22 protein-coding genes are annotated in these 26,107 nt (G+C 40.2%); 14 read left to right on the top strand and 8 right to left on the bottom strand.

All coding sequences use genetic code 11. The annotated features are described in order from the left end of the window. The first annotated feature begins 12 nt into the window (after nucleotides 1–12). The 4 genes from sucA (at nucleotide 13) to sucD (ending at nucleotide 6,568) form a co-directional block, all read left to right on the top strand. Nucleotides 13–2,832 carry a 2-oxoglutarate dehydrogenase E1 component gene (gene sucA / locus ABZP26_RS08865; protein ID WP_013465010.1) on the top strand — a complete coding sequence of 940 codons (2,820 nt, stop codon included), beginning with the start codon at nucleotides 13–15 and terminating at the stop codon, nucleotides 2,830–2,832. A 3-nt stretch (nucleotides 2,833–2,835) separates the two neighbouring features. Further along, on the top strand, nucleotides 2,836–4,353 hold the full coding sequence (gene odhB / locus ABZP26_RS08860) for a 2-oxoglutarate dehydrogenase complex dihydrolipoyllysine-residue succinyltransferase (RefSeq protein WP_013465009.1): 1,518 nt from the start codon (nucleotides 2,836–2,838) through the stop codon (nucleotides 4,351–4,353). A gap of 176 nt (nucleotides 4,354–4,529) precedes the next feature. After that, nucleotides 4,530–5,696: an ADP-forming succinate--CoA ligase subunit beta gene (gene sucC / locus ABZP26_RS08855; protein ID WP_013465008.1), complete on the top strand. Its 1,167-nt coding sequence runs from the start codon at nucleotides 4,530–4,532 to the stop codon at nucleotides 5,694–5,696. Beyond that, nucleotides 5,696–6,568: a succinate--CoA ligase subunit alpha gene (sucD, locus tag ABZP26_RS08850; RefSeq protein ID WP_013465007.1), complete on the top strand. Its 873-nt coding sequence runs from the start codon at nucleotides 5,696–5,698 to the stop codon at nucleotides 6,566–6,568. The genes sucC and sucD overlap by 1 nt, the downstream gene beginning before the upstream one ends. 78 nt (nucleotides 6,569–6,646) lie before the next feature. Here the strand turns inward: sucD and ABZP26_RS08845 are convergent, their stop codons facing one another. Next, nucleotides 6,647–7,717 carry a DUF3083 family protein gene (locus ABZP26_RS08845; protein WP_013465006.1) on the bottom strand — a complete coding sequence of 357 codons (1,071 nt, stop codon included), beginning with the start codon at nucleotides 7,715–7,717 and terminating at the stop codon, nucleotides 6,647–6,649. 214 nt (nucleotides 7,718–7,931) lie between these two features. On the opposite strand from ABZP26_RS08845, the gene glnS reads away from it, so the two are divergent. Next, complete coding sequence (gene glnS, locus ABZP26_RS08840) at nucleotides 7,932–9,596, top strand: glutamine--tRNA ligase (RefSeq protein ID WP_013465005.1); 1,665 nt, start codon at nucleotides 7,932–7,934, stop codon at nucleotides 9,594–9,596. A gap of 71 nt (nucleotides 9,597–9,667) precedes the next feature. Here glnS and fur read toward each other — a convergent pair whose 3' ends face one another. The 5 genes from fur to ABZP26_RS08815 form a co-directional block, all read right to left on the bottom strand. Next, a complete protein-coding gene (gene fur, locus ABZP26_RS08835; protein WP_013465004.1) occupies nucleotides 9,668–10,111 on the bottom strand; it encodes a ferric iron uptake transcriptional regulator in 444 nt (147 codons plus the stop codon). 183 nt (nucleotides 10,112–10,294) lie between these two features. Beyond that, on the bottom strand, nucleotides 10,295–10,822 hold the full coding sequence (gene fldA / locus ABZP26_RS08830) for a flavodoxin FldA (RefSeq protein ID WP_008113772.1): 528 nt from the start codon (nucleotides 10,820–10,822) through the stop codon (nucleotides 10,295–10,297). A gap of 13 nt (nucleotides 10,823–10,835) precedes the next feature. Continuing rightward, the gene (gene ybfE / locus ABZP26_RS08825; RefSeq protein ID WP_008113775.1) at nucleotides 10,836–11,114 is read right to left on the bottom strand and encodes a LexA regulated protein; all 279 of its coding nucleotides are present in this window, start codon (nucleotides 11,112–11,114) and stop codon (nucleotides 10,836–10,838) included. A 2-nt stretch (nucleotides 11,115–11,116) separates the two neighbouring features. Next, entirely contained in the window at nucleotides 11,117–11,338 is a 222-nt protein-coding gene (locus ABZP26_RS08820) for a DUF2788 domain-containing protein (RefSeq protein ID WP_008113777.1), read from the bottom strand. Nucleotides 11,339–11,433: 95 nt separating this feature from the next. Continuing rightward, the gene (locus ABZP26_RS08815) at nucleotides 11,434–12,201 is read right to left on the bottom strand and encodes an alpha/beta fold hydrolase (RefSeq protein ID WP_013465003.1); all 768 of its coding nucleotides are present in this window, start codon (nucleotides 12,199–12,201) and stop codon (nucleotides 11,434–11,436) included. A 489-nt stretch (nucleotides 12,202–12,690) separates the two neighbouring features. Between ABZP26_RS08815 and seqA the strand changes: the two genes are divergently transcribed. The 6 genes from seqA to ABZP26_RS08785 all read left to right on the top strand — a co-directional run bounded on the left by seqA (nucleotide 12,691) and on the right by ABZP26_RS08785 (nucleotide 20,088). After that, entirely contained in the window at nucleotides 12,691–13,275 is a 585-nt protein-coding gene (gene seqA / locus ABZP26_RS08810) for a replication initiation negative regulator SeqA (RefSeq protein ID WP_008113782.1), read from the top strand. 9 nt (nucleotides 13,276–13,284) lie between these two features. Next, on the top strand, nucleotides 13,285–14,922 hold the full coding sequence (gene pgm, locus ABZP26_RS08805) for a phosphoglucomutase (alpha-D-glucose-1,6-bisphosphate-dependent) (RefSeq protein ID WP_368484817.1): 1,638 nt from the start codon (nucleotides 13,285–13,287) through the stop codon (nucleotides 14,920–14,922). A gap of 79 nt (nucleotides 14,923–15,001) precedes the next feature. Further along, nucleotides 15,002–16,054: a succinylglutamate desuccinylase gene (astE, locus tag ABZP26_RS08800; RefSeq protein WP_013465001.1), complete on the top strand. Its 1,053-nt coding sequence runs from the start codon at nucleotides 15,002–15,004 to the stop codon at nucleotides 16,052–16,054. Nucleotides 16,055–16,319: 265 nt separating this feature from the next. Further along, complete coding sequence (locus ABZP26_RS08795) at nucleotides 16,320–17,534, top strand: thiamine pyrophosphate-dependent dehydrogenase E1 component subunit alpha (RefSeq protein WP_013465000.1); 1,215 nt, start codon at nucleotides 16,320–16,322, stop codon at nucleotides 17,532–17,534. Next, complete coding sequence (locus tag ABZP26_RS08790) at nucleotides 17,534–18,511, top strand: alpha-ketoacid dehydrogenase subunit beta (RefSeq protein ID WP_013464999.1); 978 nt, start codon at nucleotides 17,534–17,536, stop codon at nucleotides 18,509–18,511. The genes ABZP26_RS08795 and ABZP26_RS08790 overlap by 1 nt, the downstream gene beginning before the upstream one ends. An 8-nt stretch (nucleotides 18,512–18,519) precedes the next feature. Beyond that, entirely contained in the window at nucleotides 18,520–20,088 is a 1,569-nt protein-coding gene (locus ABZP26_RS08785; RefSeq protein WP_013464998.1) for a dihydrolipoyllysine-residue acetyltransferase, read from the top strand. Nucleotides 20,089–20,168: 80 nt separating this feature from the next. Here the strand turns inward: ABZP26_RS08785 and ABZP26_RS08780 are convergent, their stop codons facing one another. Further along, complete coding sequence (locus tag ABZP26_RS08780) at nucleotides 20,169–21,338, bottom strand: putative manganese transporter (protein WP_013464997.1); 1,170 nt, start codon at nucleotides 21,336–21,338, stop codon at nucleotides 20,169–20,171. 85 nt (nucleotides 21,339–21,423) lie between these two features. Beyond that, a complete protein-coding gene (locus ABZP26_RS08775; RefSeq protein ID WP_013464996.1) occupies nucleotides 21,424–23,052 on the bottom strand; it encodes a M28 family metallopeptidase in 1,629 nt (542 codons plus the stop codon). A gap of 107 nt (nucleotides 23,053–23,159) precedes the next feature. Between ABZP26_RS08775 and ABZP26_RS08770 the strand changes: the two genes are divergently transcribed. The 3 genes from ABZP26_RS08770 to ABZP26_RS08760 are packed head-to-tail and all read left to right on the top strand — an operon-like array spanning nucleotide 23,160 to nucleotide 25,958. Then, a complete protein-coding gene (locus ABZP26_RS08770; protein ID WP_013464995.1) occupies nucleotides 23,160–23,972 on the top strand; it encodes a DUF3025 domain-containing protein in 813 nt (270 codons plus the stop codon). Beyond that, a complete protein-coding gene (locus tag ABZP26_RS08765) occupies nucleotides 23,969–24,757 on the top strand; it encodes an ABC transporter ATP-binding protein (RefSeq protein ID WP_013464994.1) in 789 nt (262 codons plus the stop codon). Before ABZP26_RS08770 ends, ABZP26_RS08765 begins: the two co-directional genes overlap by 4 nt. Further along, nucleotides 24,750–25,958 (top strand): ABC transporter permease, encoded by a 1,209-nt coding sequence (locus tag ABZP26_RS08760; RefSeq protein ID WP_013464993.1) that lies wholly within the window; start codon nucleotides 24,750–24,752, stop codon nucleotides 25,956–25,958. Before ABZP26_RS08765 ends, ABZP26_RS08760 begins: the two co-directional genes overlap by 8 nt. Nucleotides 25,959–26,107 lie beyond the last annotated feature (149 nt).

The following is a 26,107-nucleotide window of genomic DNA, read 5'->3' as shown; positions in this document are numbered from 1 at the left end:
AAGGGCTTATAAATGCACGAAGGTGTGATGAAGGCATGGCTAGAATCTTCACATTTAAACGGCGGTAACGTTGCTTATGTTGAAGAGCTTTATGAAGCGTATTTAGACGATGCGACTTCGGTGCCAGAAGAATGGCGAGAAGTGTTCGAACAGTTACCAAAAGTAGATGGTGTGGATGTTGAAGTAAAACATTCAGAAGTTCGTTCACAATTTGCGGCGCTTGCTAAAAACAAGCATAGAGAAGTAGTGGTAGCAGAGGGCAGTGGTGGCGACCTTAAACAGGTTAAAGTACTGCAACTTATTAATGCTTTCCGTTTTCGTGGACACCAAAATGCAAACCTAGATCCACTAGGTATTTGGCAACGAGAACGTGTACGAGATTTAGAGCTAGAGTACCACGACTTATCGGATGCTGACTTTGACCGCGAATTTAACGTAGGATCGTTTGCCGTTGGCCGCGATACTATGCCTTTAGGTGAGTTATACCAAGCACTAAAAACCACTTACTGTGGTTCTATTGGCGCCGAGTATATGCACATCACATCAACAGAAGAAAAGCGTTGGTTACAACAGCGTTTAGAGTCTGTTCAGTCTAGGCCAAAATTTGATAAAAATGAAAAGCTACGAATCCTCAAGGGATTAACAGCGGCTGATGGTCTTGAAAAATATTTAGGGGCTAAGTTCCCGGGTGCTAAGCGTTTCTCACTTGAAGGTGGCGATGCGTTAGTGCCTATGTTAAAAGAGCTTATTCACCGTGCCGGTGAAAGTGGCCAAAAAGAAGCCGTTATTGGTATGGCCCACCGTGGTCGCTTAAATGTTCTCGTTAATGTGCTAGGCAAAAATCCATCAGAACTTTTTGATGAGTTTGCTGGCAAGCACAAAGAAACGTTAAGCTCAGGTGATGTTAAATACCACATGGGTTATTCATCAGATTTCGAGACTAAAGGTGGCAACGTGCACATGGCACTTGCGTTTAACCCGTCGCATTTAGAAATCGTAAATCCGGTGGTTATGGGCTCTGTGCGTGCACGTCTTGATCGTCTTAATGACAAAACAGGCAGCAAAGCACTTCCAATCACTATCCACGGCGACTCAGCAATTGCAGGTCAGGGTGTTGTTCAAGAAACGTTTAACTTATCGCAAACTAATGCATTTAGTTGTGGCGGTAGTATCCGTATTGTTGTTAATAACCAAGTTGGTTTTACAACAAGTAAAAAAGACGATGTACGCTCAACTGATTACTGTACTGATATCGCAAAAATGGTTCAATCGCCAATTTTCCACGTAAATTCTGATGATCCTGAAGCGGTTGCTTTTGTAACTCAACTCGCGCTTGATTTTAGAAATCAGTTTAAACGTGACGTTGTGATTGACCTTGTTTGTTACCGTCGCCATGGTCATAACGAGGCTGATGAGCCTAACGCTACACAGCCAATCATGTACCAAAAAATTAAAAAACACCCAGTACCTCGTTTAATCTACGCGGATCAGCTGATTTCTGAAGGTTCTTTCACAGAAGATGAAGTGAAAGCGCTTGCTGATGATTACCGTAATGGTTTAGACGATGGCAACTGTGTTGTTGAAGAAATACAGCCAGAAACATCACACTCTTCAGATTGGGCTAAGTATGTAGGCCATGAATGGAGTGTTGATTACGATGCTAGCGTTTCGGTAGAAAAGCTTAAAGAACTTGGTAACATAGTTGCAAGTTACCCAGAAGAGTACAAAGCACAATCTCGTGTTAAAAAAATATACGATGATCGTAAAGCAATGGCTGCTGGCGAAAAACCACTTGATTGGGGTATGGCAGAAACTTTAGCGTATGCAACTATTGCAGCTGAAGGCACTGATATTCGTCTAACTGGACAAGATTCAGGCCGTGGTACCTTCTTCCACCGTCATGCGGTTGTTCATAGTCAAAAAGATGGTGCAACGTATTTACCATTACAGAACCTTAGTGAAGACCAAGGTACGTTTGAAGTTTTTGATTCGGTACTGTCTGAAGAAGCGGTATTAGCATTTGAATATGGTTATGCAACTGCAGAGCCGACTTCATTAGTATTGTGGGAAGCACAATTTGGTGATTTCGCTAATGGTGCACAAGTGGTATTTGACCAGTTCTTAAGTTCAGGTGAGCAAAAGTGGGGTCGCTTATGTGGCTTAACGTGTTTGTTACCTCATGGCTATGAAGGTCAGGGTCCAGAGCACAGCTCGGCTCGTCTAGAACGCTTTTTACAGCTTTGTGCTGATCACAACATGCAAGTATGTGTGCCATCAACACCGGCGCAAGTGTACGCAATGTTACGTCGTCAATCAGTTAGACCACTGCGTCGTCCACTGATTGTAATGACACCTAAATCATTGCTACGTCATCCACTTGCAACGTCATCGCTAGAAGAGCTTTCTGAGGGTGTATTCCACAACATCATTGATGAAATTGATGAGATTGATGCTAAGAAAGTAGAACGTGTTGTATTTTGTAGCGGCAAAGTTTACTACGAACTATTACAAGAGCGTCGTAAACTTGAGCAAGACAATATTGCAATTGTTCGTGTTGAGCAGCTTTACCCGTTCCCACATGACGAAATGAAAGCAATTATTGAACGTTACCAACACGTTACTGATTTTGTGTGGTGTCAGGAAGAGCCGCAAAACCAAGGCGCTTGGTACTGTTCACAACATCACTTTGTTGATGCAATTCCACAAGGTGCAAAATTGAAATATGCAGGCCGTAAGGCATCAGCATCTCCTGCATGTGGATATATGTCAGTACATACTAAAGAACAACAAGCGCTCGTTGCCGACGCGCTTACTATAGAAAAGAAAGGATAAGCAATGAGCACAGAAATTAAAGTTCCTGTTCTTCCTGAGTCGGTTGCAGATGCTTCCGTTGCTACATGGCATGTAAGTGTTGGCGACAAAGTAAGCCGTGACCAAAACTTAGTAGATATTGAAACAGACAAAGTGGTTTTAGAAGTGGTTGCACAAAATGACGGTGTGATCACTGAAATTTCACAAGAAGAAGGTGCTACGGTACTTGGTGACCAAGTGATCGGTTTAATTGGTGATGCGCAAGAAGCATCACCAAGTAAAGAGCCAAAAGAAGATAGCTCAGCATCAGAAAAATCAGAAGACGCGCCGGCGGCGCAATCAGCACCAGCATCAGAAGGTAAAGAAGTGGATATTAAAGTACCTGTACTTCCAGAATCAGTTGCAGATGCAACAATTGCTACTTGGCATGTTCAACCAGGTGACGCGGTAACACGCGACCAAAACTTGGTTGATATTGAAACAGATAAAGTTGTACTTGAAGTGGTTGCCCAAGAAGACGGCGTTATGGGTGAAATCATTCATGACGAAGGCGATACTGTTCTTGGTGAGCAAGTAATTGGTAAAGTAAAAGCAGGCGCTGCACCCGCTAAATCTGACGCAAAAGCGGATGCACCAGCAGCCAAAGAAGAAAGCTCAAGCGACAGTTCAGATGTGTTAACGCCATCAGTTCGTCGTTTAATTGCTGAGAAAGGCCTTGATGCATCAAAAATCAAAGGTTCAGGTAAAAATGGTCGTGTGACTAAAGAAGATGTTGATCAATTCTTGAAATCACCTGCGCCAGCAGCAAAAGCAGAAGCAGCGCCAGCAGCACCTATGGGTGACCGCACGCAAAAACGTGTGCCTATGACACGTTTACGTAAAACCATTGCGAATCGTCTTCTTGAAGCGAAAAACTCAACTGCAATGTTAACTACATTTAACGAAGTTAACATGAAGCCAATCATGGATCTTCGTAAGCAGTACCAAGAAGTATTTGAAAAGCGCCACGGTATCCGTTTAGGTTTCATGTCTTTCTACGTGAAAGCAGTGACTGAAGCGTTAAAGCGTTTCCCAGATGTAAATGCATCAATTGACGGCGATGATATTGTTTACCACAACTATTTCGACATCAGCATTGCTGTTTCTACACCTCGTGGCTTAGTAACACCTGTACTTAAAGACTGTGACAAGCTATCTGTTGCAGAAATCGAAAAGGGTATTCGTGAGCTAGCGCTTAAAGGTCGTGATGGTAAGCTAACGCTTGACGATATGACCGGCGGTAACTTCACTATCACCAACGGTGGTGTATTCGGTTCGTTACTATCTACTCCAATTATTAACTTACCGCAGTCTTCAATTTTGGGTATGCACAAAATCCAAGATCGTCCAATGGCTGTAAACGGTAAAGTTGAAATCTTACCTATGATGTACTTAGCGTTATCTTACGATCACCGCCAAATCGATGGTAAAGAATCAGTTGGTTTCTTAGTAACAATTAAAGAGTTACTTGAAGATCCAACACGTTTACTGCTGGATGTTTAATTAAGTAGTATGAAATATAAGCTGTGAGTTAAAATCACAGCTTTTTTTTTGTGCCTATGGTCATACTGGGGTTTTCATGTAGCGCCATGAGATCTATACTAGGCACGCAATTTGGGATAGTTGTTTATTTGCATAAATATTCAACTCTTTTAATATAAAAAATTGGATAAAGCATCATGAATTTGCATGAGTATCAGGCAAAACAACTTTTTGCCGAATATGGTTTACCAGTTTCTCAAGGTTTCGCTTGCGATACACCTGAAGAAGCTGCAGCAGCTGCTGAAAAGATTGGCGGCGATATGTGGGTTGTTAAAACTCAGGTTCACGCAGGTGGACGTGGTAAAGCTGGCGGTGTAAAGCTAGTTAAAACTATCGACGAAGTTAAAGCGTTTGCAGCTAACTGGTTAGGTAAAAACCTAGTTACTTACCAAACAGACGAGAAAGGCCAGCCAGTTGCTAAAATTTTAGTAGAAAGCTGTACTGACATCGCTAACGAACTGTACCTAGGTGCTGTTGTTGACCGTGCTTCTCGTAAAGTTGTGTTCATGGCGTCTACTGAAGGCGGCGTTGAAATTGAAACTGTTGCTGAAGAAACACCAGAACTTATCCACAAAGCTGAGATCGATCCATTAGTAGGTCCTCAAGCTTACCAAGCACGTGAGCTTGGTTTTAAATTGGGTCTTAACCCAACGCAAATGAAACAGTTTGTTAAGATCTTCATGGGTCTTGGTAATATGTTCAACGATTTCGATTTCGCATTACTTGAAATCAACCCGCTAGTAATCACAGATGAAGGTAACCTTCACTGTCTAGATGGTAAAATCGGTATCGATGGTAATGCACTTTACCGTCAACCTAAAATCCGTGAAATGCACGATCCATCTCAAGAAGATGCGCGTGAAGCTCACGCAGCAAGCTTCGAGCTTAACTACGTAGCCCTTGATGGTAACGTAGGTTGTATGGTTAACGGTGCAGGCCTAGCAATGGGTACTATGGACATCGTAAACCTACACGGTGGCAAGCCAGCTAACTTCCTAGATGTTGGTGGCGGCGCAACGAAAGAACGTGTATCTGAAGCATTCAAAATTATCCTTTCAGATGACAACGTTAAAGCTGTTTTAGTTAACATCTTCGGCGGTATCGTTCGTTGTGACATGATTGCAGAAGGCATCATTGGTGCAGTTAAAGAAGTTGGCGTAAACGTACCAGTAGTTGTACGTTTAGAAGGTACTAACGCTGAGCTGGGTCGTGAAGTACTTGCTAAGTCTGATCTAAACATCATCGCTGCTGAATCATTAACAGACGCGGCTGAAAAAGTTGTTGCTGCTGCGGAGGGCAAATAATGTCTGTATTAATCAATAAAGATACAAAAGTTATCTGTCAAGGTTTCACTGGTGGTCAAGGTACTTTCCACTCAGAGCAAGCGCTTGAGTACGGTACACAAATGGTTGGTGGTGTAAGCCCAGGTAAAGGCGGTCAAACGCACCTTGGTCTTCCAGTATTTAACACAGTACGTGACGCTGTAGAAGCAACTGGCGCAACTGCATCAGTTATCTACGTACCAGCACCTTTTTGTAAAGATGCAATCTTAGAAGCAATCGACGCGGGCATCGACCTAATTGTTTGTATCACTGAAGGTATTCCTACACTTGATATGGTTGACGTTAAAGTTAAACTAGATCAAACAGGTACACGTATGATCGGTCCTAACTGTCCAGGTGTTATCACTCCTGGTGAGACTAAGATTGGTATCATGCCTGGTCACATCCACAAGCCTGGTAAAGTAGGTATTGTTTCTCGCTCTGGTACTTTAACGTACGAAGCGGTTAAGCAAACTACAGATGCTGGTTTTGGTCAGTCTACGTGTGTTGGTATTGGTGGCGACCCAATCCCAGGTACTAACTTTATCGACGTTTTAGAAATGTTCGAAAAAGACGACCAAACTGAAGCAATCGTAATGATTGGTGAAATTGGTGGTACTGCAGAAGAAGAAGCTGCAGAGTACATCAAAGCTAACGTAACTAAACCTGTTGTTTCTTACATTGCTGGTGTTACTGCACCAGAAGGTAAACGTATGGGTCACGCTGGCGCAATCATCGCAGGCGGTAAAGGTACTGCTGATGAGAAATTTGCTGCATTAGAAGCTGCGGGCGTAAAAACTGTACGTTCACTGGCTGATATTGGTAAAGCACTTAAAGAAAAAACAGGCTGGTAATCAGCGGTTATTCTTTAAAAAAGGCTCGCAATTGCGAGCCTTTTTGTTATCTATGACTAGAGCGTATTACCCTTAATCTTAAAACGGGTAACTAATATGTTGAAAAAATCGCAGAGATAAATCTTGGCGCTGCTTATTAATAGCTAATTCATCACAGAATGCATGAACGGTTTTCTCTACTTGGTTCATAAAGCGACCATAGCCAATCTCATGTTTGTTATGTGCGGCGGCAACAATCACAAAATGTAGCGTCTCTACGAGTTTATTTTCATCAAAAAATACTTTAATTTGCGGCGCTGAATCTTCTATATCAAAACTAATTTTTTGTAACTCACCATTTCCCTCATTTCTATCTACTTCACTATTACGAATTATTGGCATTGCCCCATTGGCAACCATCGCTGCATGGGTGAGTTTATTATCTTCACAAAGTTGAGTAAATAACTGCGAAAAGTGGTTATAAAACGGCTTATAAGTTTGGCTATTAATTTGTGTTTGAAATTGCGTCTTAATATTACGTGACACGGGAATAGAGAAGGTGACGTAAGTCATTTCAGCATGGCTACTAGGTATTGCGCATTGTCTGGATTGATAACGAGGGTACAAACTTCTTAGTTTATAACCATAGCTTTCTTTATTACCTTTTTCTTTAGCGAATAAGTCATAGGTTAAATGTTGATGATCGCGCAGTTTAAAGCTTGGCTGGTCTAAAAATAACTGATCTTGTAAATGACTCAATACTTTTTGTACATTGGTATGAAATTGCGCTGAGTGGGCACGTATATCTTCGCCAGTAGCTAAAAACAATAGGCGTATTTTTTTACTTTGCTGATTTTCTGTGTGATGAAGTTTATGCGCTTCATGGTAACGAGGGTTATAAAAAAACAACATTTGCTTATCGGTTTCAAGTTGGTAAGACTCATCATGAAATCTCACCACGGGGAGTTTATCATTTGCGAGTAAATGGACATTATGCAGTTCATATTCATCACATGATGCAAATAACTGACGCGCAATTCGTTCATAGCAAGCATTAATATTACTGAAGTTTTTATAAAAATCTTCATTAGGTGTAATTTCGGCTAATAAGTAATGATTTGCACGTGCATTACTTGGAATATATATGCGGTGTTGATTTAATGAGGCCATCTTCGTTCCTTTAAGTTGGGGTTATTCGTTTACTATAAATCGCTTTAATGACTTTAATATTGCGCTAAAACAAATTTTGCTCATAAACTATCCCTTATCTAACAAACTTTGGTAATAACTGCATAAACCCGCATCTATTACTGTATGTTAAGGTTGGTTTTTGTAATAATGCAGTAGTTTTGTTATCACGCAATATACAGAGGTTTATAATCCTATGGCGGAAATCGAGAATCGCCCAAATAACTTTATTAGAACCCGAATTGATGAAGATTTAGCAAGTGGAAAACATGCCACAACGCATACCCGTTTCCCACCTGAACCTAATGGCTTTTTACATATTGGCCATGCAAAATCAATTTGCTTAAATTTTGGTATCGCCAAAGACTATAACGGTTTATGTAACCTTCGTTTTGACGATACAAACCCAGAAAAAGAAGATATTAACTACGTTAATTCAATTAAAGAAGACGTACAGTGGTTAGGGTTTAATTGGGATGGTGAGATTAAGTATTCGTCAAACTATTTTGATCTACTTTATGGTTATGCGGTAGAGCTTATTAATAAAGGCTTAGCGTATGTTTGTTTCTTAACTGCAGATCAAGCTCGCGAATACCGTGGTACATTAAAAGAGCCTGGTAAAAACAGCCCATACCGCGAAACATCACCTGAAGAAAACCTCGCATTATTTGAAAAAATGCGTAACGGTGAATTTAAAGAAGGTGAATGTGTCCTTCGCGCTAAAATAGATATGGCCAGCTCATTTATGGTGCTGCGCGATCCAATTATATACCGTATACGTTTTGCTAATCATCATCAAACAGCGGATAAGTGGTGCATTTACCCAATGTACGACTTCACGCATTGTATTTCTGATGCACTTGAAGGCATTACTCATTCATTATGTACGCTAGAGTTCCAAGATAACCGTCGTTTATATGACTGGGTATTGGATAACATCAGCCTTGAATGTCACCCGCAACAAATTGAGTTTTCACGTTTAAACCTTGAATACACAATTATGTCAAAGCGTAAGCTTAATGACTTAGTGGTTAATAAGCACGTAGAAGGGTGGGATGATCCGCGTATGCCAACCATTGCGGGTCTGCGTCGTCGTGGTTATACACCGGCATCTGTGCGTGAATTCTGTCAGCGTATCGGTATTACTAAGCAGGAAAATATGGTTGAAATGGGCATGCTTGAAGCGTGTATCCGTGATGACTTAAACGAAAATGCTCCGCGTGCAATGGCTGTACTTGATCCAGTGAAAATTGTGATTGAGAATTATGAAGCCGATAAAGTAGAAACGCTTTCTGTGGCTAATCACCCAAATAAAGAAGAAATGGGTCGCCGTGAAGTGCCTTTCACGCGTGAAATTTTTATCGAACGCGAAGATTTCCGTGAAGAAGCGAACAATAAGTTTAAACGTTTAGTGCTTGATAAAGAAGTACGCTTACGTGGTGCTTATGTGATTAAGGCAGAGCGTGTTGAAAAAGACGACAATGGTGAAATTACCACTATTTACTGTACTTACGATCCTGAAACATTGGGTAAAAATCCAAGCGATGGTCGTAAAGTAAAAGGGGTTATTCATTGGGTATCAGCGCCTGAGTCAGTGACAGCTGAAGTACGTTTATATGACCGTTTATTCAGTGTGCCTAACCCTGCAGCCGCAGAGGACTTTGAAAGCACGTTAAACCCAGACTCATTAGTGGTTATTTCTAATGCTAAACTTGAACCTTCATTGGCTAATTCTGTACCTGCACAAGGTTTTCAGTTTGAGCGTACCGGTTATTTCTCACGTGATACTAAATCAGAAAACCTGGTATTTAACCAAACGGTAGGCTTACGTGATTCGTGGGCTAAAATAGAGCACAAATAATACTGCTCTATTTTCTAGTTATAAAAAAACCTGCTTAATAGCAGGTTTTTTTTATTAAACTAAATAGGCTTTTAACTATTGCTTTGCGCAAACGCTTTACACGCGTCTTTATCTTCACATTCGCCATATAGGTAAAGAGAGTGATTGGTCAGCTTAATACCGTTTTCTTCAGCTATTTCGAGTTGACGACGTTCAATTAAATCATCTTCAAACTCAACAACCTTGCCACATTTTAAACACACTAAGTGGTCATGGTGAGTGCTGCCAGAAAGTTCAAATACTGACTTACCGCCTTCAAAGTGGTGACGGCTTACAATTCCTGCATCATCAAATTGGTTTAAAACACGGTAAACAGTCGCAAGACCAATTTCTTCGCCTAGATCTAATAAAACCTTGTAAACATCTTCAGCGCTTATGTGTTGGTTATCTGGAGATTGAAGAATCTCTAAAATTTTAATACGCGGTAAAGTTACCTTTAGCCCGGCTTTTTTAAGTTCCAAGTTATGATCAGTCATTAAATCTGTCTCAATTTTATTTAGTTATACTAGACATCTTGCAAGATGTACTCGTCACAATAACAGTTAGGATAACGTGCCTTAGCAGGAAGTGCAAAGAACAATTGATCTATATCAATATTAACGCGGAAAATGCTAACTGTTTGATAATATTTTAAACAGTTAGCATTTAAAAGGGGGGGATTAATCTGCTAACTCACTTAAGCACATTTCATCATATACCTGAGCACACCACTGCTTAACACGCTGCTCAGTCAATTCTGGCTGACGGTCTTCATCAATACCTAAACCAACAAAATGTTTGTCATCAGCCATGCCTTTTGATGCTTCAAAATCATAACTGTCTGTTGGCCAATGGCCAACAACAATAGCGCCACGTTCTGTTACGATATCGTTGATCATGCCCATAGCATCTAAGAAGTATTCTGCATAGTCTTCTTGGTCGCCACAGCCAAAAATAGCCACTAGTTTACCTTCAAAGCTTACTTCTTCAAGCTCAGGAAAGAAATCATCCCAATCACATTGTGCTTCACCATAATACCAAGTTGGAATACCGAATAAGATCAGATCAAACTCAGCAATCTCTTCTTTAGAGCTTTTTGCAATGTCATGCACAGCAACGAGCTTTTTACCCAATTCTTTTTGGATCATTTTTGCTACGTGTTCTGTGTTACCTGTGTCACTTCCGAAAAAAATGCCTACACTTGCCATGGATTTAAACCTTTTATCTATCAATAGCCAATCTTTCTTGTAAAATTGTTTCGATCAACGCACTGCGGCTAATATTTTGTGCATCTGCCATATCACTCAGTGCCTGATACAGCTGTGACGAAACTTTAAATTCAACACGCTTTAAACCACGTGCCTTATCTCTTTTTATTTGATTACGTTTATTAACCTTTAACTGCATATCCCGAGGAAGGGGATTAGTTTTAGGTCTACCTGGACGTTTCTCGTATTCAAATAAATCAAGCGTTGTTCTATCTGTTTCTGACTTGGCCATGCTTAACCTACACCCGCACCTTGCCAAAATACCTGAATAAGTCCTTTGGCAATAAAGCCAGAGCAACCTAAAAAGAGTACCAGCCACACAATATAACGACCAAATTTAGGCACATTGCCGCTTTTCAGTACGTCTTTAATTGCCAAGCCGATAAAAATAAAAATACCTGCTAAGCCAAAATACAACCCTAAGGTATCAAATTCGTTAATAAACTGACTGACCATCGACGTATAACCTTTAAATTAAACGGCGCGTACTATAGCACATAAATCTTTAATTATTTAGTGTGATAAATCAAAAACACGCCATAAAAATAACATTAAACTGCAGTTAAAAAATCATTGATTGCTTTGTTTACAGCCTGTGGTTTTTGGGCATGTAACCAATGACCCGCACCATGAATGATTTTTGCACTGACGTTTTTAAACAGCGCATTAATCGCTTCGCGATGCTCGGTTAAAATGTAGTCAGAGTCATTACCTTTAATAAACAGAGTTTCGCACAAACAAGAATTATTTGCATTAATGTTTGCGGTAATAGTTGAATATTTATTATCGAGCACAGGTAAATTAAAGCGCCAAACAAAGTGCCCATCATCATTTTTATATAAGCTTTTTAATAAAAACTGACGTACACCTAACTCCTCTATATACGGTTGCATTACTAAATCAGCTTGCTTTCTATCACTAATATCTGCATTTTTAACTGCATTTAAAGCCTCAAGTATTTGAGTATGGCGCGCAGGGTAGCTCACAGGCGCAATATCAAGAACCACTAGTTTATCGACTAAATCAGTATGGCTCAGTGCTATTTGCATCGCCACTTTGCCGCCCATAGAGTGCCCAACCAGATGCGCTTTTTGTATGTTTAATGCCGTCATTAATTCAACAACATCATTAGCCATTGCAGTATAATCCATTTCATCGCTGTGGGGCGAAAGGCCATGATTACGTAAATCAACGTTGGTTACACAAAAATGCTCGCTTAATGGTTTTGCAATCACATTAAGGTTTTCTAAAGAGCCAAACAGTCCATGGATCAAAATAACATTTGGACCTTGACCAATTTGTTTGTAATTTAATTGCATAGACGCCTCCTTCAATTTTGCGCATAGTTTGCCGAGCATTACCCTAAAAAGCAAAAAATACAGATATTATTTGTATGTTGGACTCAAAAATACCTAGCTTCCTGATTATTTAGTAATTATTAATTACAACTATGTTTAGGGTCGCGTTGGTTGTAACTCGCATTTCTAACTGGATTGGGTATATACCCAAACCATCACAAGATACAGAATTCAGCGTTTCACCGGGGCTTAATATCAAGGCGTTAGTTTGCAACAATGGTGATCCCTTTTAAAAATTAACAACGATGAGAGTAAGTTCCTGTGAAACGCCCAGAGGGTTGGTTTAAAAGCGATTTATACTGCGTTATTGGTTTTAGCAATAGAACGACTATTGTTTGCAATCAATGCCTTGCCTAAATCGCTTTTAATTCCAACTGAAACTCGCATCTTGAGGTGATTTGGGTATAATCATATCGAAAGAAAAATGTGACCCGTAATGACAGGAAGAACATGAAACAAATCGACATAGACGACGAGTTATATCAGTACATTGCAAGCAATACACAGAGTATTGGTGAGAGTGCATCCACTATTTTACGTCGTTTATTAAATCTCAACGGCGAAAAAATTAACACCACTAAACTAGACACTGATCATAAAAATGAAACCGTTAGTGTGTCTAATTCATCACTTGAACAACCTATAGCAGACGTTGAACAGCCAACCCAAGTGGCAAAACCGCCGGTAAATAAAAAAAATGCAAACGTATTTAATATTTTAAATAAAGAAGAATTGGCGATGCAAAAAGGCGTTGTAGGTCGTTTTTTATTTATTTTAAGTGCATTTTATCGAACGCATAAAACAGACTTCTCTGCGGTGCTAGATATTAAAGGTCGAGATCGTGTTTACTTCGCGACCAGTAAAGAAGACTTAGTGAATAGCGGTAGTAGTATGAACCCAAAAAATATCACTGACAGTGAATATTGGGTGATGACCAATTCTAATACCACGCGTAAAAAAATGATGCTGCATGAAGTTGCACTTAGTTTAGGCTACAGCAACGAGCAAGCTGAAAAAATTCGTGATTATCTTTAAGGAAAGACCATGGCAATTCATTCCGGCGCAGGTAAAACTGCACCACAATCGGCTTTAGTGAATGTACCAAAGTTAGTGTCTGCGTATTATTTAAATGAGCCTGACTTAGAGCAAAACCCCGAGCACTGTGTTGCATTTGGCACCTCAGGGCATCGAGGCTGTGCCTACGATGTAAAATTTAACGAATCGCACATATTATCAATTACCCAAGCTATTTGTGATTACAGAAAACAGAACGATATATTTGGTCCGTTATTTTTAGGTAAAGATACCCACGCACTGAGCGAGGCGGCCTTTAACTCAGCAATTGAAGTGTTGGTTGCTAATGAAGTCCAAGTTATCACCCAAGAAAATGGTGACTTTACTCCAACGCCAGTTATTAGCCATGCTATTGTTAGTTATAATAAAAATCATCCTAATGAGCTTGCCGATGGCATTGTAGTGACTCCATCTCATAATCCACCAGAAGATGGCGGTTTTAAATATAACCCGCCCAATGGCGGTCCTGCAGACACAGACGTTACAAAATGGATTGAAGACAGAGCCAATCAATTATTATTAGAAGACTTAGTTGAAGTAGAACTGTTTCCTTTTGCTAAAGCTTCACGTTCTGGTTTTATTCGCTACGAAGATTTAATGACGCCTTATATTGATGATTTAAAAAACATTATTAATTTAAAAGCGATTAGCGATGCAGGCATCAAGATTGGTATTGATCCATTAGGTGGCTCAGGCATTAACTTTTGGCCAGTGATTGCGCAAAAATATAATTTAGATTTAACGGTCGTTAATGACAGTGTTGATCCACGTTTTGCATTTATGCCGCTTGATAAAGATGGCAAAATTCGTATGGATTGCTCATCACCTTATTCAATGGCTAATTTAATTGCGCTTAAAGATGATTTTGATTTATCGATTGGTAATGACCCTGATTATGACCGTCACGGCATAGTAACACCAGATGGGTTAATGAATCCTAATCACTTTTTAGCCGTAGCGATTGACTATTTACTAACGCATCGTGATTGGGATGCCAGTGTTGAAATCGGTAAAACCCTTGTTTCTAGCTCAATGATTGACAAGGTAACTGAGCGCAACAAGCGTAAAGTAAAAGAAGTACCCGTTGGCTTTAAATGGTTTGTTGAGGGTTTAAACAAAGGCAAATTGGCCTTTGGTGGTGAAGAAAGCGCTGGTGCGGCTTTCTTACGTTTTGATGGCACGGTTTGGTGTACAGATAAAGATGGCTTTATCATGGGCTTACTCGCCGCTGAAATTCTTGCAGTTACAGGTAAAACACCGTCTGCGCTGTATAAAGAACTAGAGCAAGAATTTGGTGCGCCACTTTATAAACGCCTAGATGCGCCAGCAACGCCTGAGCAAAAGTCGCGATTAAAAGCAACCAGTGCTGATGACGTAAAAGCAGATACCTTAGCGGGTGAGCCTATTTTACAAAAGCTAACTCATGCGCCAGGTAATAATGCAGCTATTGGTGGGCTAAAAGTGGTAACTGAAAGCGGCTGGTTTGCGGCGCGTCCGTCAGGTACGGAAGATATTTATAAAATTTACTTAGAATCATTTAAAGGCGAAGAGCACTTAGCTTTATTAGAAAAAGAAGCTAAAAAACTGGTTGATTCAGTGATTAGCTAATATGCAATTACAACTAAAAACGGCTGATTTTATCAGCCGTTTTTGTATCTATAATTTTAAAAAAAGGGCTTTTATCGTTATGTCAGCCACTGCAGAATATATTAATCAATTAAAACAAGATGGTGATTTTTTAACGCTTTCGCGTAACCATGAATGGCATTTAGAGGCAGGTCAATTTACGCTTAATAACAATACTCAGGTTACCATACACGATACCGGAGTAATTGAGTTTGAACCAGATTGTATAACTTCAAAAAATGTGGTGCTATCCAGTGCCATTCATGGCAATGAAACAGCCCCCATTGAAATTTGCGATGAACTCATTAAACACATTATTAGTGGGCAACTTGAATTACAACAACGTGTTTTATTTATTTTTGGTAATCCTCAGTCAATTAATATTGGTAAACGATTTGTAGAAGAGAACTTAAACCGCTTGTTTAACGGCCACCACACTGTTGATGGCATTGCGATGAACGACGAACGCGTTCGCGCTGATAAACTTGAGCAATATGTTAGCGATTTTTATGCGCGTTCAGAGCAGGGTACGTATCGCTGTCATTATGATTTACATACCGCTATTCGCGGTTCTAAAAACGAAAAATTTGCTGTTTACCCATTCTTACATGGCAAGCCTTGGAAAAAGTCGCAACTGCAGTTCTTATTAAGCTGTGGTGTAAATACAGTATTGATGATGAAGTCGCCTGCTACCACGTTTAGCTACTATTCGTCGTTTGTGCATGGGGCTGACTCATTTACTGTAGAGCTTGGGCAAGTGAAACCCTTTGGTGAAAACGACATGTCACGCTTTGCAAAAACAAAACAAACTCTAACTGCATTAATTAGCCAAAAAGAAGTAAAATACCCAGAATTTAATGCAAGCGACTTTGAGTTGTTTTCTGTTCATCGAACTATTAACCGCACAGAGCAAAACTTTAGTTTTCCGTTTTCTGACGATGCCGAGAATTTTACAGGGTTTGCAAAGGGTGAGCTTTTAGCCACCGATGGCGATAATGCCATATATGCCGACGTAGAAGGGGAAGCAATTATTTTTCCTAACGCACAGGTTGCCATTGGGCAACGTGCATTACTCACGGTAGTCCCTATGCAAGTGGATAGCCGCTTTAGCTAAATCAACACATCAGACCACTTGTTATGAAAGTTTAACCAACTGATTAATAAGTGGTTAATTTTATGTATAGTTAACTTGCCAGTTTTTTGCTCATTATTTACTTTTCTTTGGTCACAGTTTTGTTGAATAACACTTTACGTTAACGTAAAGTGTTGGCAGCTTTAATTAAATACAGTGCAGATGTTGCAAAGTTTATTCAGCAACTATCACCCATAATAATAATCCAAAGGGGCGCTGTGATACCGACAACAAAAGAAGGTAGGTTATGAGTAATCCCAATAACGTATCGCTGAATATTAATCATGAGCTTGAGTTTATTGACGGCCACGCACTTAATATTCCAACCCTGAGTATTTTAACTGAGGACGGCGACATTCATCCTAGTGCTCCTGCACCTGATATTTCTAAACACACCGCTATTAAATTATACGAAACCATGCGTTTTATTCGTTTATTGGATGAACGTATGCAGGGTGCTCAACGCCAAGGCCGCGTCAGCTTTTACATGCAATGTTTAGGGGAAGAAGCGGCGGTAACAGCCTCTGCTGCAGCCCTTGAACAAGATGACATGATCATGGCGCAATACCGTGAACAAGCAGCCTTGCACTACCGTGGATTTACCCTTGATCAATTTATGAACCAAATGTTTTCTAATGAATTAGATTTAGGTAAAGGCCGTCAAATGCCGATCCATTATGGCTCTAAAGCACTTAACTACATGACCATTTCATCACCTTTGGGAACACAAATTCCACAGGCTACGGGTTACGCATATGGTCAAAAAGTAAAACACATTGATGCTAAAACAGGTGAACTAGCAAGTACTATTGATAACGTTACTATTTGTTATTTTGGTGAAGGGGCTGCTTCAGAAGGTGATTTTCATGCAGGCTTAAATATGGCTGCAGTACATAAAGCACCGGTTATCTTTTTTGCACGTAACAATGGTTATGCTATTTCAACCCCAGCCGATGAGCAATTTAAAGGCGATGGGATTGCATCGCGTGGTGTGGGTTATGGTATTAAAACTATTCGTGTTGATGGCAGTGATGCGCTCGCCGTTTACGCGGCTACTAAAAAAGCCCGCAAAATTGCTGCAACACAAGGTGAACCGGTATTAATTGAATCGATAGCGTATCGTTTAGGTGCGCATTCAACATCAGATGATCCAAGCGGTTACCGTTCAAAAGATGAAGAAGCAAACTATAAAACATGCCCAATTGAGCGCTTTAGAAAATGGTTAGTAAAACAAAATTGGTTAGATGACGCAGAAGATATCAAAGCGAAAGAAACAATTCGTGATGATATTTTAGCGGCACTAAAACGCGCTGAAGTAATTGATAAGCCGGCGTTAGAAGAGCTAATTTCAGATGTTTACGATACGCCAATTCCATCTTTACAACGTCAATATGATGAACTTAAAACGCATATAAAAGCACATCCAGACGCCTACCCAACAACAGCAGGGAGAATTAAGTAATGGCTAAAATGAACATGCTACATGCAATTAATTCTGCTTTAGATATCACCATGAATGAACATCCTCAAGCGTGTATTTTTGGTGAAGACGTGGGTTATTTTGGCGGTGTTTTTAGAGCAACATCAGGGTTACAAGAAAAGTACGGTAAGCATCGCGTATTCAATACCCCGCTCACAGAGCAAGGTATTTTAGGCTTTGCAAATGGTTTGGCAGCCTTTGGTGCACCTGCATTGGCAGAGATTCAATTTGCTGATTACATCTTTCCTGCGTTTGATCAAATTGTGAATGAATCGGCTAAGTTTCGTTATCGTAGTGGTAATGAGTTTAATGTGGGTAATCTAACGATTCGTACACCTTACGGTGGCGGTATTGCTGGTGGTTTGTATCACTCGCAATCGCCAGAAGCGTACTTTGCTCACACGCCAGGGTTAAAAATTGTCGTGCCGCGTAACCCGTACCAAGCTAAAGGCTTACTGCGTGCGTGTATTAAAGACGACAACCCAGTGCTATTTTTTGAGCCCAAACGTTTATACCGTGCTTCAACTGGTGAAGTGCCTGAGGAAGATTACAGCATTGAACTTGGTAAAGCTGAAGTGGTTCAAGAGGGTACTGACGTTACTTTATTAGCGTGGGGTGCACAAATGGAAATTATAGAAGCAGCGGCAAAGCAAGCCAGTGAACAGGGCATTAGCTGTGAAGTGATTGACCTTCGCAGTATTTTACCATGGGATGTTGAAACGATTGCTAAATCAGTGACTAAAACAGGCCGTCTTATTGTTAGTCATGAAGCACCTATTACTAACGGTTTTGGCGCAGAAATAGCCGCAACCATCGCTCAAGAGTGTTTTCTGCATTTAGAGTCGCCTATTTTACGTGTTTGTGGCCTAGATACGCCATACCCGCTGGCGCTCGAAAAAGAATATGTTCCAGATGCATTAAAAGTAATGGCCGCAATTAAACAATCAGTGAACTTTTAGGGGTTTCCATGGCTAAAGATTTTATATTACCTGACATTGGTGAAGGCATAGTTGAATGCGAAGTAGTCGAATGGCTGGTACAAGAGGGCGACACTGTAAAAGAAGATCAGCCTATTTGTGATGTGATGACAGATAAAGCCTTAGTGCAAATTCCAGCGGTACACGATGGGGTGATCACTAAGCTGCATTGTAAAAAAGGCGATATTGCTAAAGTACATGCGCCGTTATTTGCAATGGATGTTGCCGGTGAAGCGCCTAGTGAAGAGACTCAAACAGCTTCTTCACCAACAAGTACTCGTGAACACTTAGAAGACTTTATTTTACCCGACATTGGTGAAGGTATTGTTGAGTGTGAAATTGTTGAATGGTTAGTTGCAGAGGGCGATGAAATAGAAGAAGATCAAGCCGTTTGTGATGTAATGACCGATAAAGCATTAGTACAAATACCAGCTAAATACACCGGTACAGTGCAAAAGCTGTATTATCAAAAAGGTGAAATTGCGAAGGTGCATAGCCCATTATTTCAAATGACGGTTGCAGGGCAAGTCGCAAAAGAAGACGTTGATGTTAACCAAGCAGTTGTAAAAGCACAAAGTAACGCAACGTCAGACGCACCTGCTAAGCAAACGCAAACTGCAATAGTTAACGAAAAAGCGGTTGCATCACCGGCGGTTAGGCGTAAAGCGCGTGAGCTTGACGTTGATTTAACCTGCGTACCAGGTAGTGGTAAAAATGGCCGTATTTATAAACAAGATATTGAAGCGTTTATAAAAAATGAAGTGCCATCTGGCATGGATACCTCTGAGCTTAACAAGCCACAAACTACCCAGAGTAAAAACACTCTTAGTACTGAACACGCAACTAGCGCGGGTGGAACGCGAACAGAAGTAATTAAAGGCATTAAAGCGGCCATGGCAAAACAAATGGTGGCTTCAGTTTCAACGATTCCGCACTTTACTTACAGTGACGAAATTGATCTAACTGATTTAATTGCACTTCGAACTGATCTTAAAGAGCAATATAAAGCACAGGGCGTTAAACTTACGATGATGCCGTTTTTTATTAAGGCATTATCTTTGGCAATGACTGAATTCCCGGTACTTAACTCAAAAGTAAATGATGATTGCAGTGAAATTACCTACTATGATGATCACAATATTGGGGTTGCAGTGGACTCTAAAGTGGGCTTATTAGTACCAAATATTAAAGCCTGCCAAACTAAGAGTATTGTAGAGGTGGCTAATAATTTAACGCAATTAACTGACTCAGCTCGAGAAGGCCGCGTAGCACCAGATGATTTAAAAGGCGGTACTATTAGTATTTCTAATATTGGTGCAATTGGTGGCACTATAGCTACACCAATTATTAATAAGCCAGAAGTGGCGATTGTTGCCTTAGGTAAATTACAGCACCTTCCGCGCTTTGACGAGCAAGGGCAAGTGGTATCGCGTGCAATTATGCAAGTAAGTTGGTCAGGGGATCACCGTGTAATTGATGGCGGCACTATCGCGCGCTTTAATAATTTATGGAAAGAATACTTAGAGCAGCCAGCTAAAATGATGATGGCTATGCGCTAAGTCTTTATATTCATTTATAAATTAAAAAACCAGCAACTAGCTGGTTTTTTTATAACTAAATAAATAAAAGCTAGACTGATTTAGCTCAGAAAATACAGGCCATAACCAACCATTAATGCCGGTATGGCGGTATAAATTGTAGCAATAATAGCCGCTTTAGGTGTCATGGCAATGGCTGGGAAAAGCGCATCGCCATCGTTGGAAATGGCATTGGCCGCTAATGCGCTAAACGGAATAACCCCTTGAATATATAAAGTGGTAACAATTATTTGCGGGCCACAGCCAGGTAAAAAACCAATTAATACCGCTATGAGCGGGGCCATATAAGCATAATTTAAAAACCATGTTTTTAAGTCAAGGCCAAACACTGTTACCAGTAGTTCAAATAATATAAAGGAGGCAACCACCCACGCGGTTACAAAATGAGTATCTTGCAGTACTTTTGTGAGTTTTGAAGGTGGACTGCATATATCATCTTCTGAGGTTACTTCTTTATAGCTTTCACCTTTTGAAGATAACGCCCACATAAATACGACAAACAACGCCATTAATGCGCCAAAATGAGTAACAGTGAATGTGGTGTACTGCCCAAATTGGCTCAAATCAATATTAAAAGCGAGTAAAAAGGCAATGAGTAACCCCGGAATAATAGCGATGTACCAAATAGGCTTACTGAGCGTAATTATCTTCGTCGGTAAAAGGGTAATCTGTGGTGTGTGCTTTTGATCAGTTGGGCATAAGTAGCCTGTTTTATGAAGTGTGTTGACGATTAAACCCGTTACAGAACCAACCACAAACCCTATTGCCATGATGGTTAAACCCTCGGTAGGGCGAGTCGCTAATAATAAAAACGCGGCATCACCCATAGTCGCCGTTAATACAGCCACAATTGCGCCAAAGCTAGCTTGGCCTTTTGTAAATTGAGTCACCACAATAATCGCGCCACCACAGCCTGGTAACATGCCTAAAAAAGCAGCAAAGCTGACCTCTAATACCGGTGACTTAGCATTTAGGTAACGAAGCTCTAGTTGGGGTAAATGATCAATCGCGTAGTAGTAAATAAATAAGGTCGCAGCAACAAACACACTCACTTGAAAAAAAGCATCACTGAGTGCAGTAATTGTTATGGTGCGTAAATCGGGCAGGGCTAAACAGACTAAAATTAACAGAGGTAAAATTAGGCGTTTATTTTGATGAAAAACACGTTTTGCAGCTGGCGAAATAACTCCTAAATGGGATGTTAAAAACATACAGTACGACCTAATTAAAGAATGAGATCGCACTGTACTATTTCATTAAATGATAATCAATATCATTTAAGTGTTGCCGCAGTAGTTACTTTTTACGTTGAAACTCTGAGTTTTCATTCCACGTAGGCCACTGAGTTTGTTGTGAAATATCAAAACCTACTTTATAAAATAATTGTAAATCTTGAACCGCACCTGATAAATCCCACTCATCGCGGTATCTATCACAAGGTTGATGGTAACAACCACGCAGTACTAAGCTCATACGCTTACGGTAATTTGCAGTTTCATCGTCAAACGCTTGTGTACCGCCACCGGCATACATGGCAGGAACACCCATATTAGCAAAGGCAAAGTGATCTGAGCGGTAGTAGCCACCTGAAGATGGTTTAGGGTCGCCCGATACTGTTCTGCCTTGCTCTTTGGCCGCAGTTGCTAATAGCTCATCCATTTGTGATTTACCAATACCCACCACACTAATATCTTTTACTTTACCTAATAGGTTTAAGCTGTCCATATTAATATTTGCAACGGTTTTATTAGCTGGAATAACTGGATTCGCGGCATAATATTTCGAGCCTAATAAACCTTGCTCTTCAGCGGTTACCGCTAAAAAGGTCATTGAACGGTCAGGGCGTTTACCTAGTTTGGTAAAGGCTTCGGCAACTTCTATCATACCGGCTGTACCTGTCGCATTATCGTGGGCACCATTATAAATTTGATCGCCTTTACGATTTTTATCCGTTCCTAAATGATCCCAATGCGCAGAGTAAATAATATGCTCATCGGGTGTTTTACTACCAGGAAGAGTGGCAATGAAGTTATAAGATACCGATTTTTTGATGGTGTTTTTTACATTCACAGTGGCTGTTAAATCGCCCATATCAACATGGTAAGCACCTTTGGCAGCGTTTGCTTTGGCGGTTTCAAAATTAAGGCCTGCTTTAGAAAAAAGCTCTTTTGCAACATCAACAGTAACCCAACCTTCAACAGCAACACGGTCCATATTATTGTTTTCTTTTACGAAACCAAATTGCTCGCCACTCCATGAGTTCTCAACCACAGACCAAGGGTAAGACGCTGGAGCAGTTTCATGAATAATAATAGCACCAGCAGCACCTTGACGGCTTGCTTCTTCGTATTTGTAAGTCCAACGCCCGTAATAGGTCATTGCATCGCCGGTGAATAAAGCAGGATCTTTAGTTGCAAAACCCGGATCGTTTACCAGCATAACAACGGTTTTACCTTTAACATCTAGGCCTTCGTAATCATTCCAGTTATATTCAGGTGCGTTAACACCGTAGCCCACAAATACAAGCTCCGAGTTTTCAATTCCTTCTTGCGCACTAATACGGCTACTACCCATAACCATGTCTTTTTTGTATTGGTAGTCTTTACCGCCAATATTAAGCACCATATCAGAGTCTGCTTCTAACGATACAAGCGGCACTTCTTGGAAAAAGCTGTCGCCATTACCCGGCTCAAAGCCTAAAGCAGTAAATTCTTTTGTTAAGTAATCAAGCGTAAGCTTTTCACCTTCAGATGAAGGAGCACGTCCACCAAATTCATCAGAAGCTAACACTTTTACATGCTTAGCAATTTCATCCGCTTGAATGCTGTTGTAGCCTTTAGCGACATCATCAGATGTAATACTTGTTGTTGCACAGCCGGCTAAAATTGCCGTTGTTATTAGGGTCAAAGAAAAATAACGTTTCATATTGGCTCTTTTTTTGTTCTAAGTGGCATTAGTATATGAACTTCTGTTAATTAGAACCAGTTTTTGCGGTAAACTGTTGCTGATAAAAATGTACAGTAAAGGTAACAATGAAGCGTTTTACTCCCCCAGAACAATTTCAAGTAACGAGTATAAATGGAGGTGCATTTGAGCACCTTCGTCAGCTGTTTAAAATAGATCAGCAAACAGACTGGCCTGAGCCTGCGTACTTTACCCCGTATTTAAACGCCATCAATGCTAATAATCTGCCAATTCGTTTTGTCGATGATGCCAAGGTTGATTTTGCTGAGCGCTATTATGAACAAGTCATTTTTGAAACAGGGGACGTGCCCACCCGACAACAAAACTGGCATGATCTGTTTGGTGGTTTTATTTGGTGCTTATTTCCAAAAACAAAAGCCCTTATTAATCAGCGTCATGTTGATGAAATAGCGTTGCATGGATTAAAACAACGAAGTAAACACCGTAACGCACTGACCTTGTTTGACGAGTGTGGGGTTGTGCTAGCTGTCAGCGAATCACAGTGGAAAGAGTGGTTAAGAGATCATCAATGGAAGACTGCATTTGTAGAGCACAAAGTACAGTGGGGTAAAACCATTGCGCCTTTCATGTTTGGCCATGCTAATTATGAAATGTTAACCAAACCTTATATTGGACTGACTGGCAAAGCCTTATTTGTAAATGTACCGGATGAAATATTTTGTAAAGATTTAGTAACTCAATACCAGTACCTAGATCAGCGCCTTTATGAGATGATTAAAACTGATGATTGTTTAGCCGATAACAAACAGCTTTCACCTTTACCTTTATTAGGTGTTCCTGGTTGGTTTGATGAGAATAACAATCCATCATTTTACGATAACACGGACTATTTTAGACCGAAACGAAGGACACGAAAATGATAGAAGTTACCGCGCTTAAAAAGAAGTTTAAGCTCACTAAAGATCATAAAAAAAATAAAATAGATGATATAGACCCCCGTGAAGATAAAGATTATTTTCACTCGGTTAAAAATGTCAGCTTTAGCTGTGCAAAAGGCGAAGTACTAGGGCTATTAGGACCGAATGGCGCGGGCAAAACCACGACGTTAAGAATGATCTCTACCGCTTTAAAACCGGATGATGGCAGTATTACTATTGCAGGAAACGACATAATTAAAAAGCCACTCATTGGGCGCAAGTGTATTGGTTTTTTATCTGGCTCTACTGGTTTATATGGTCGTTTAACGGTAAAAGAAAACATAGAGTACTTTGCAAAACTGCACGGCATGAGCAAGCAGGCTATTAAGGCACGCTGTGAAGAATTATTTACCTTACTTGATATGCATAAATTTATTGATAAACGCGCTGAGAACCTATCAACCGGCATGAAGCAAAAAGCCAATATAGCGCGTGCTGTGGTACACCACCCAGACGTTGTTATTCTCGATGAGCCAACTACCGGCCTCGATATTATGACCACCCAAACGGTGATCAACTTTATTAAAGGCTTAAAAGCACAAGGTATTCCTGTTATTTTTTCTACGCATCATTTAGATGAAGTAGCACTTTTATGTGACCGCGTTGCGGTAATTAATGAAGGCGTTAGTTGTTTTGATGGCACGCTTGCTGAATTTAAACAGGCAGGCAACAGTGAAGAATTAAATCAAGCGTTTATGAACATATTAACGGAGAAACATGATGTTTGAAGTATTTAAAAAGGAATTAACAGAGCTACTACGCGATAAAAAAACCTTATTGTTCGTGGTGGTATTTCCTATTGTGGTTTTCCCGTTGTTATTTGCTGTGGTTGCGTTTATATCCTCGCAAGCTGCGCTTGATGCTGAACAAAAAGTAAATACCTATGTGATTATCAATGGCGACTATGCACCAGAATTTACTGATAAAGTGTTTTATCACAAAAGCTTTGAGTTATATAAAGGTGATAAAACCTTCAACAGTATTGAGGAGCTAAAAGCTGGTGTAAACGCCGGCGATATCGACATGGGAATATACCTGCCAAGTGATGCAGTGCAAACATTAAATGAGCAAAAGCAAAGCGAATGGCAAGTTGTATTTAATGATTCAAAATCAATTAACTTCTTATTTGAGCGTGTCAAAGAGCTTGCTAAAGAGTACAGCGATACTTTACAAGAAAGTAAATTATTGAGCTTTGGTATAGATAAAAGCGCACAAGAATCTATTTTAAAGCCAGTTAATGTAGTTAAAGTAGACACTGCCGATAAGCGTGAAAACCTAGGTGAAAAAGTGGGTGGGTTTTTACCTTATCTACTTATTCCGTTAGTACTGGTAGGCGCAACGTATCCTGCTATTGATTTAGGGGCCGGTGAAAAAGAACGAGGTACCTTAGAAACCTTATTACTTACACCTATTACTCGTACCGAGCTAGTATTGGGTAAATTCATTACTCTACTAACCACGTCAATTGCATCAACCACTATAACCGTAATTAGTATGGGGTGTTGGATAGCCTTAGCGCTGGCTTTTGCTGATCTTGAATTTATTAAAGCCGCTTTTAGTACATTGGCTATCACAGACTTACTAATGATTTTTGTCTTATTATTGCCTATAGCTGCAACCTTTTCTGCATTAGCTCTGGCAATATCAATCTATGCACGCTCGTTTAAAGAAGCGCAAAATTACATGACGCCATTAAGCATGGTCGTGTTTTTCCCGATTATTATTTCAATAATGCCTAACATGGAACTGACTTCTAAAACGGCGTTTATTCCCGTGACTAACGTCGCCTTAGCGATTAAAGAAATTGTTAAAGGCACCGTTGATTACACGCTAGTGGGATTGATATTCCTAGCAACAGCAATCATCGCTGGGGCACTCCTGGCATTTTGTGTGAAATGGTTTAATCGTGAAGATGTGTTGTTTAGATAATTCATAAGTATAAAAAAGGTCGCAGAGCGACCTTTTTTATTAATTATTACTAGGTTTTAGTGCTGAAATGAGTACTTAAAAAATCGAGCTTGGCTTACAGAAATTAATAAAAAACCGCTGTATGAAAAAACCATACAGCGGTTTTTTAA

The sequence above is a fragment of the Pseudoalteromonas sp. SD03 genome (assembly GCF_040937955.1).
GTDB lineage: Bacteria > Pseudomonadota > Gammaproteobacteria > Enterobacterales > Alteromonadaceae > Pseudoalteromonas > Pseudoalteromonas tetraodonis.
The sequence above is the reverse complement of the archived record's forward strand: the minus strand, read 5'-3'. Positions and strand labels throughout refer to the sequence as shown.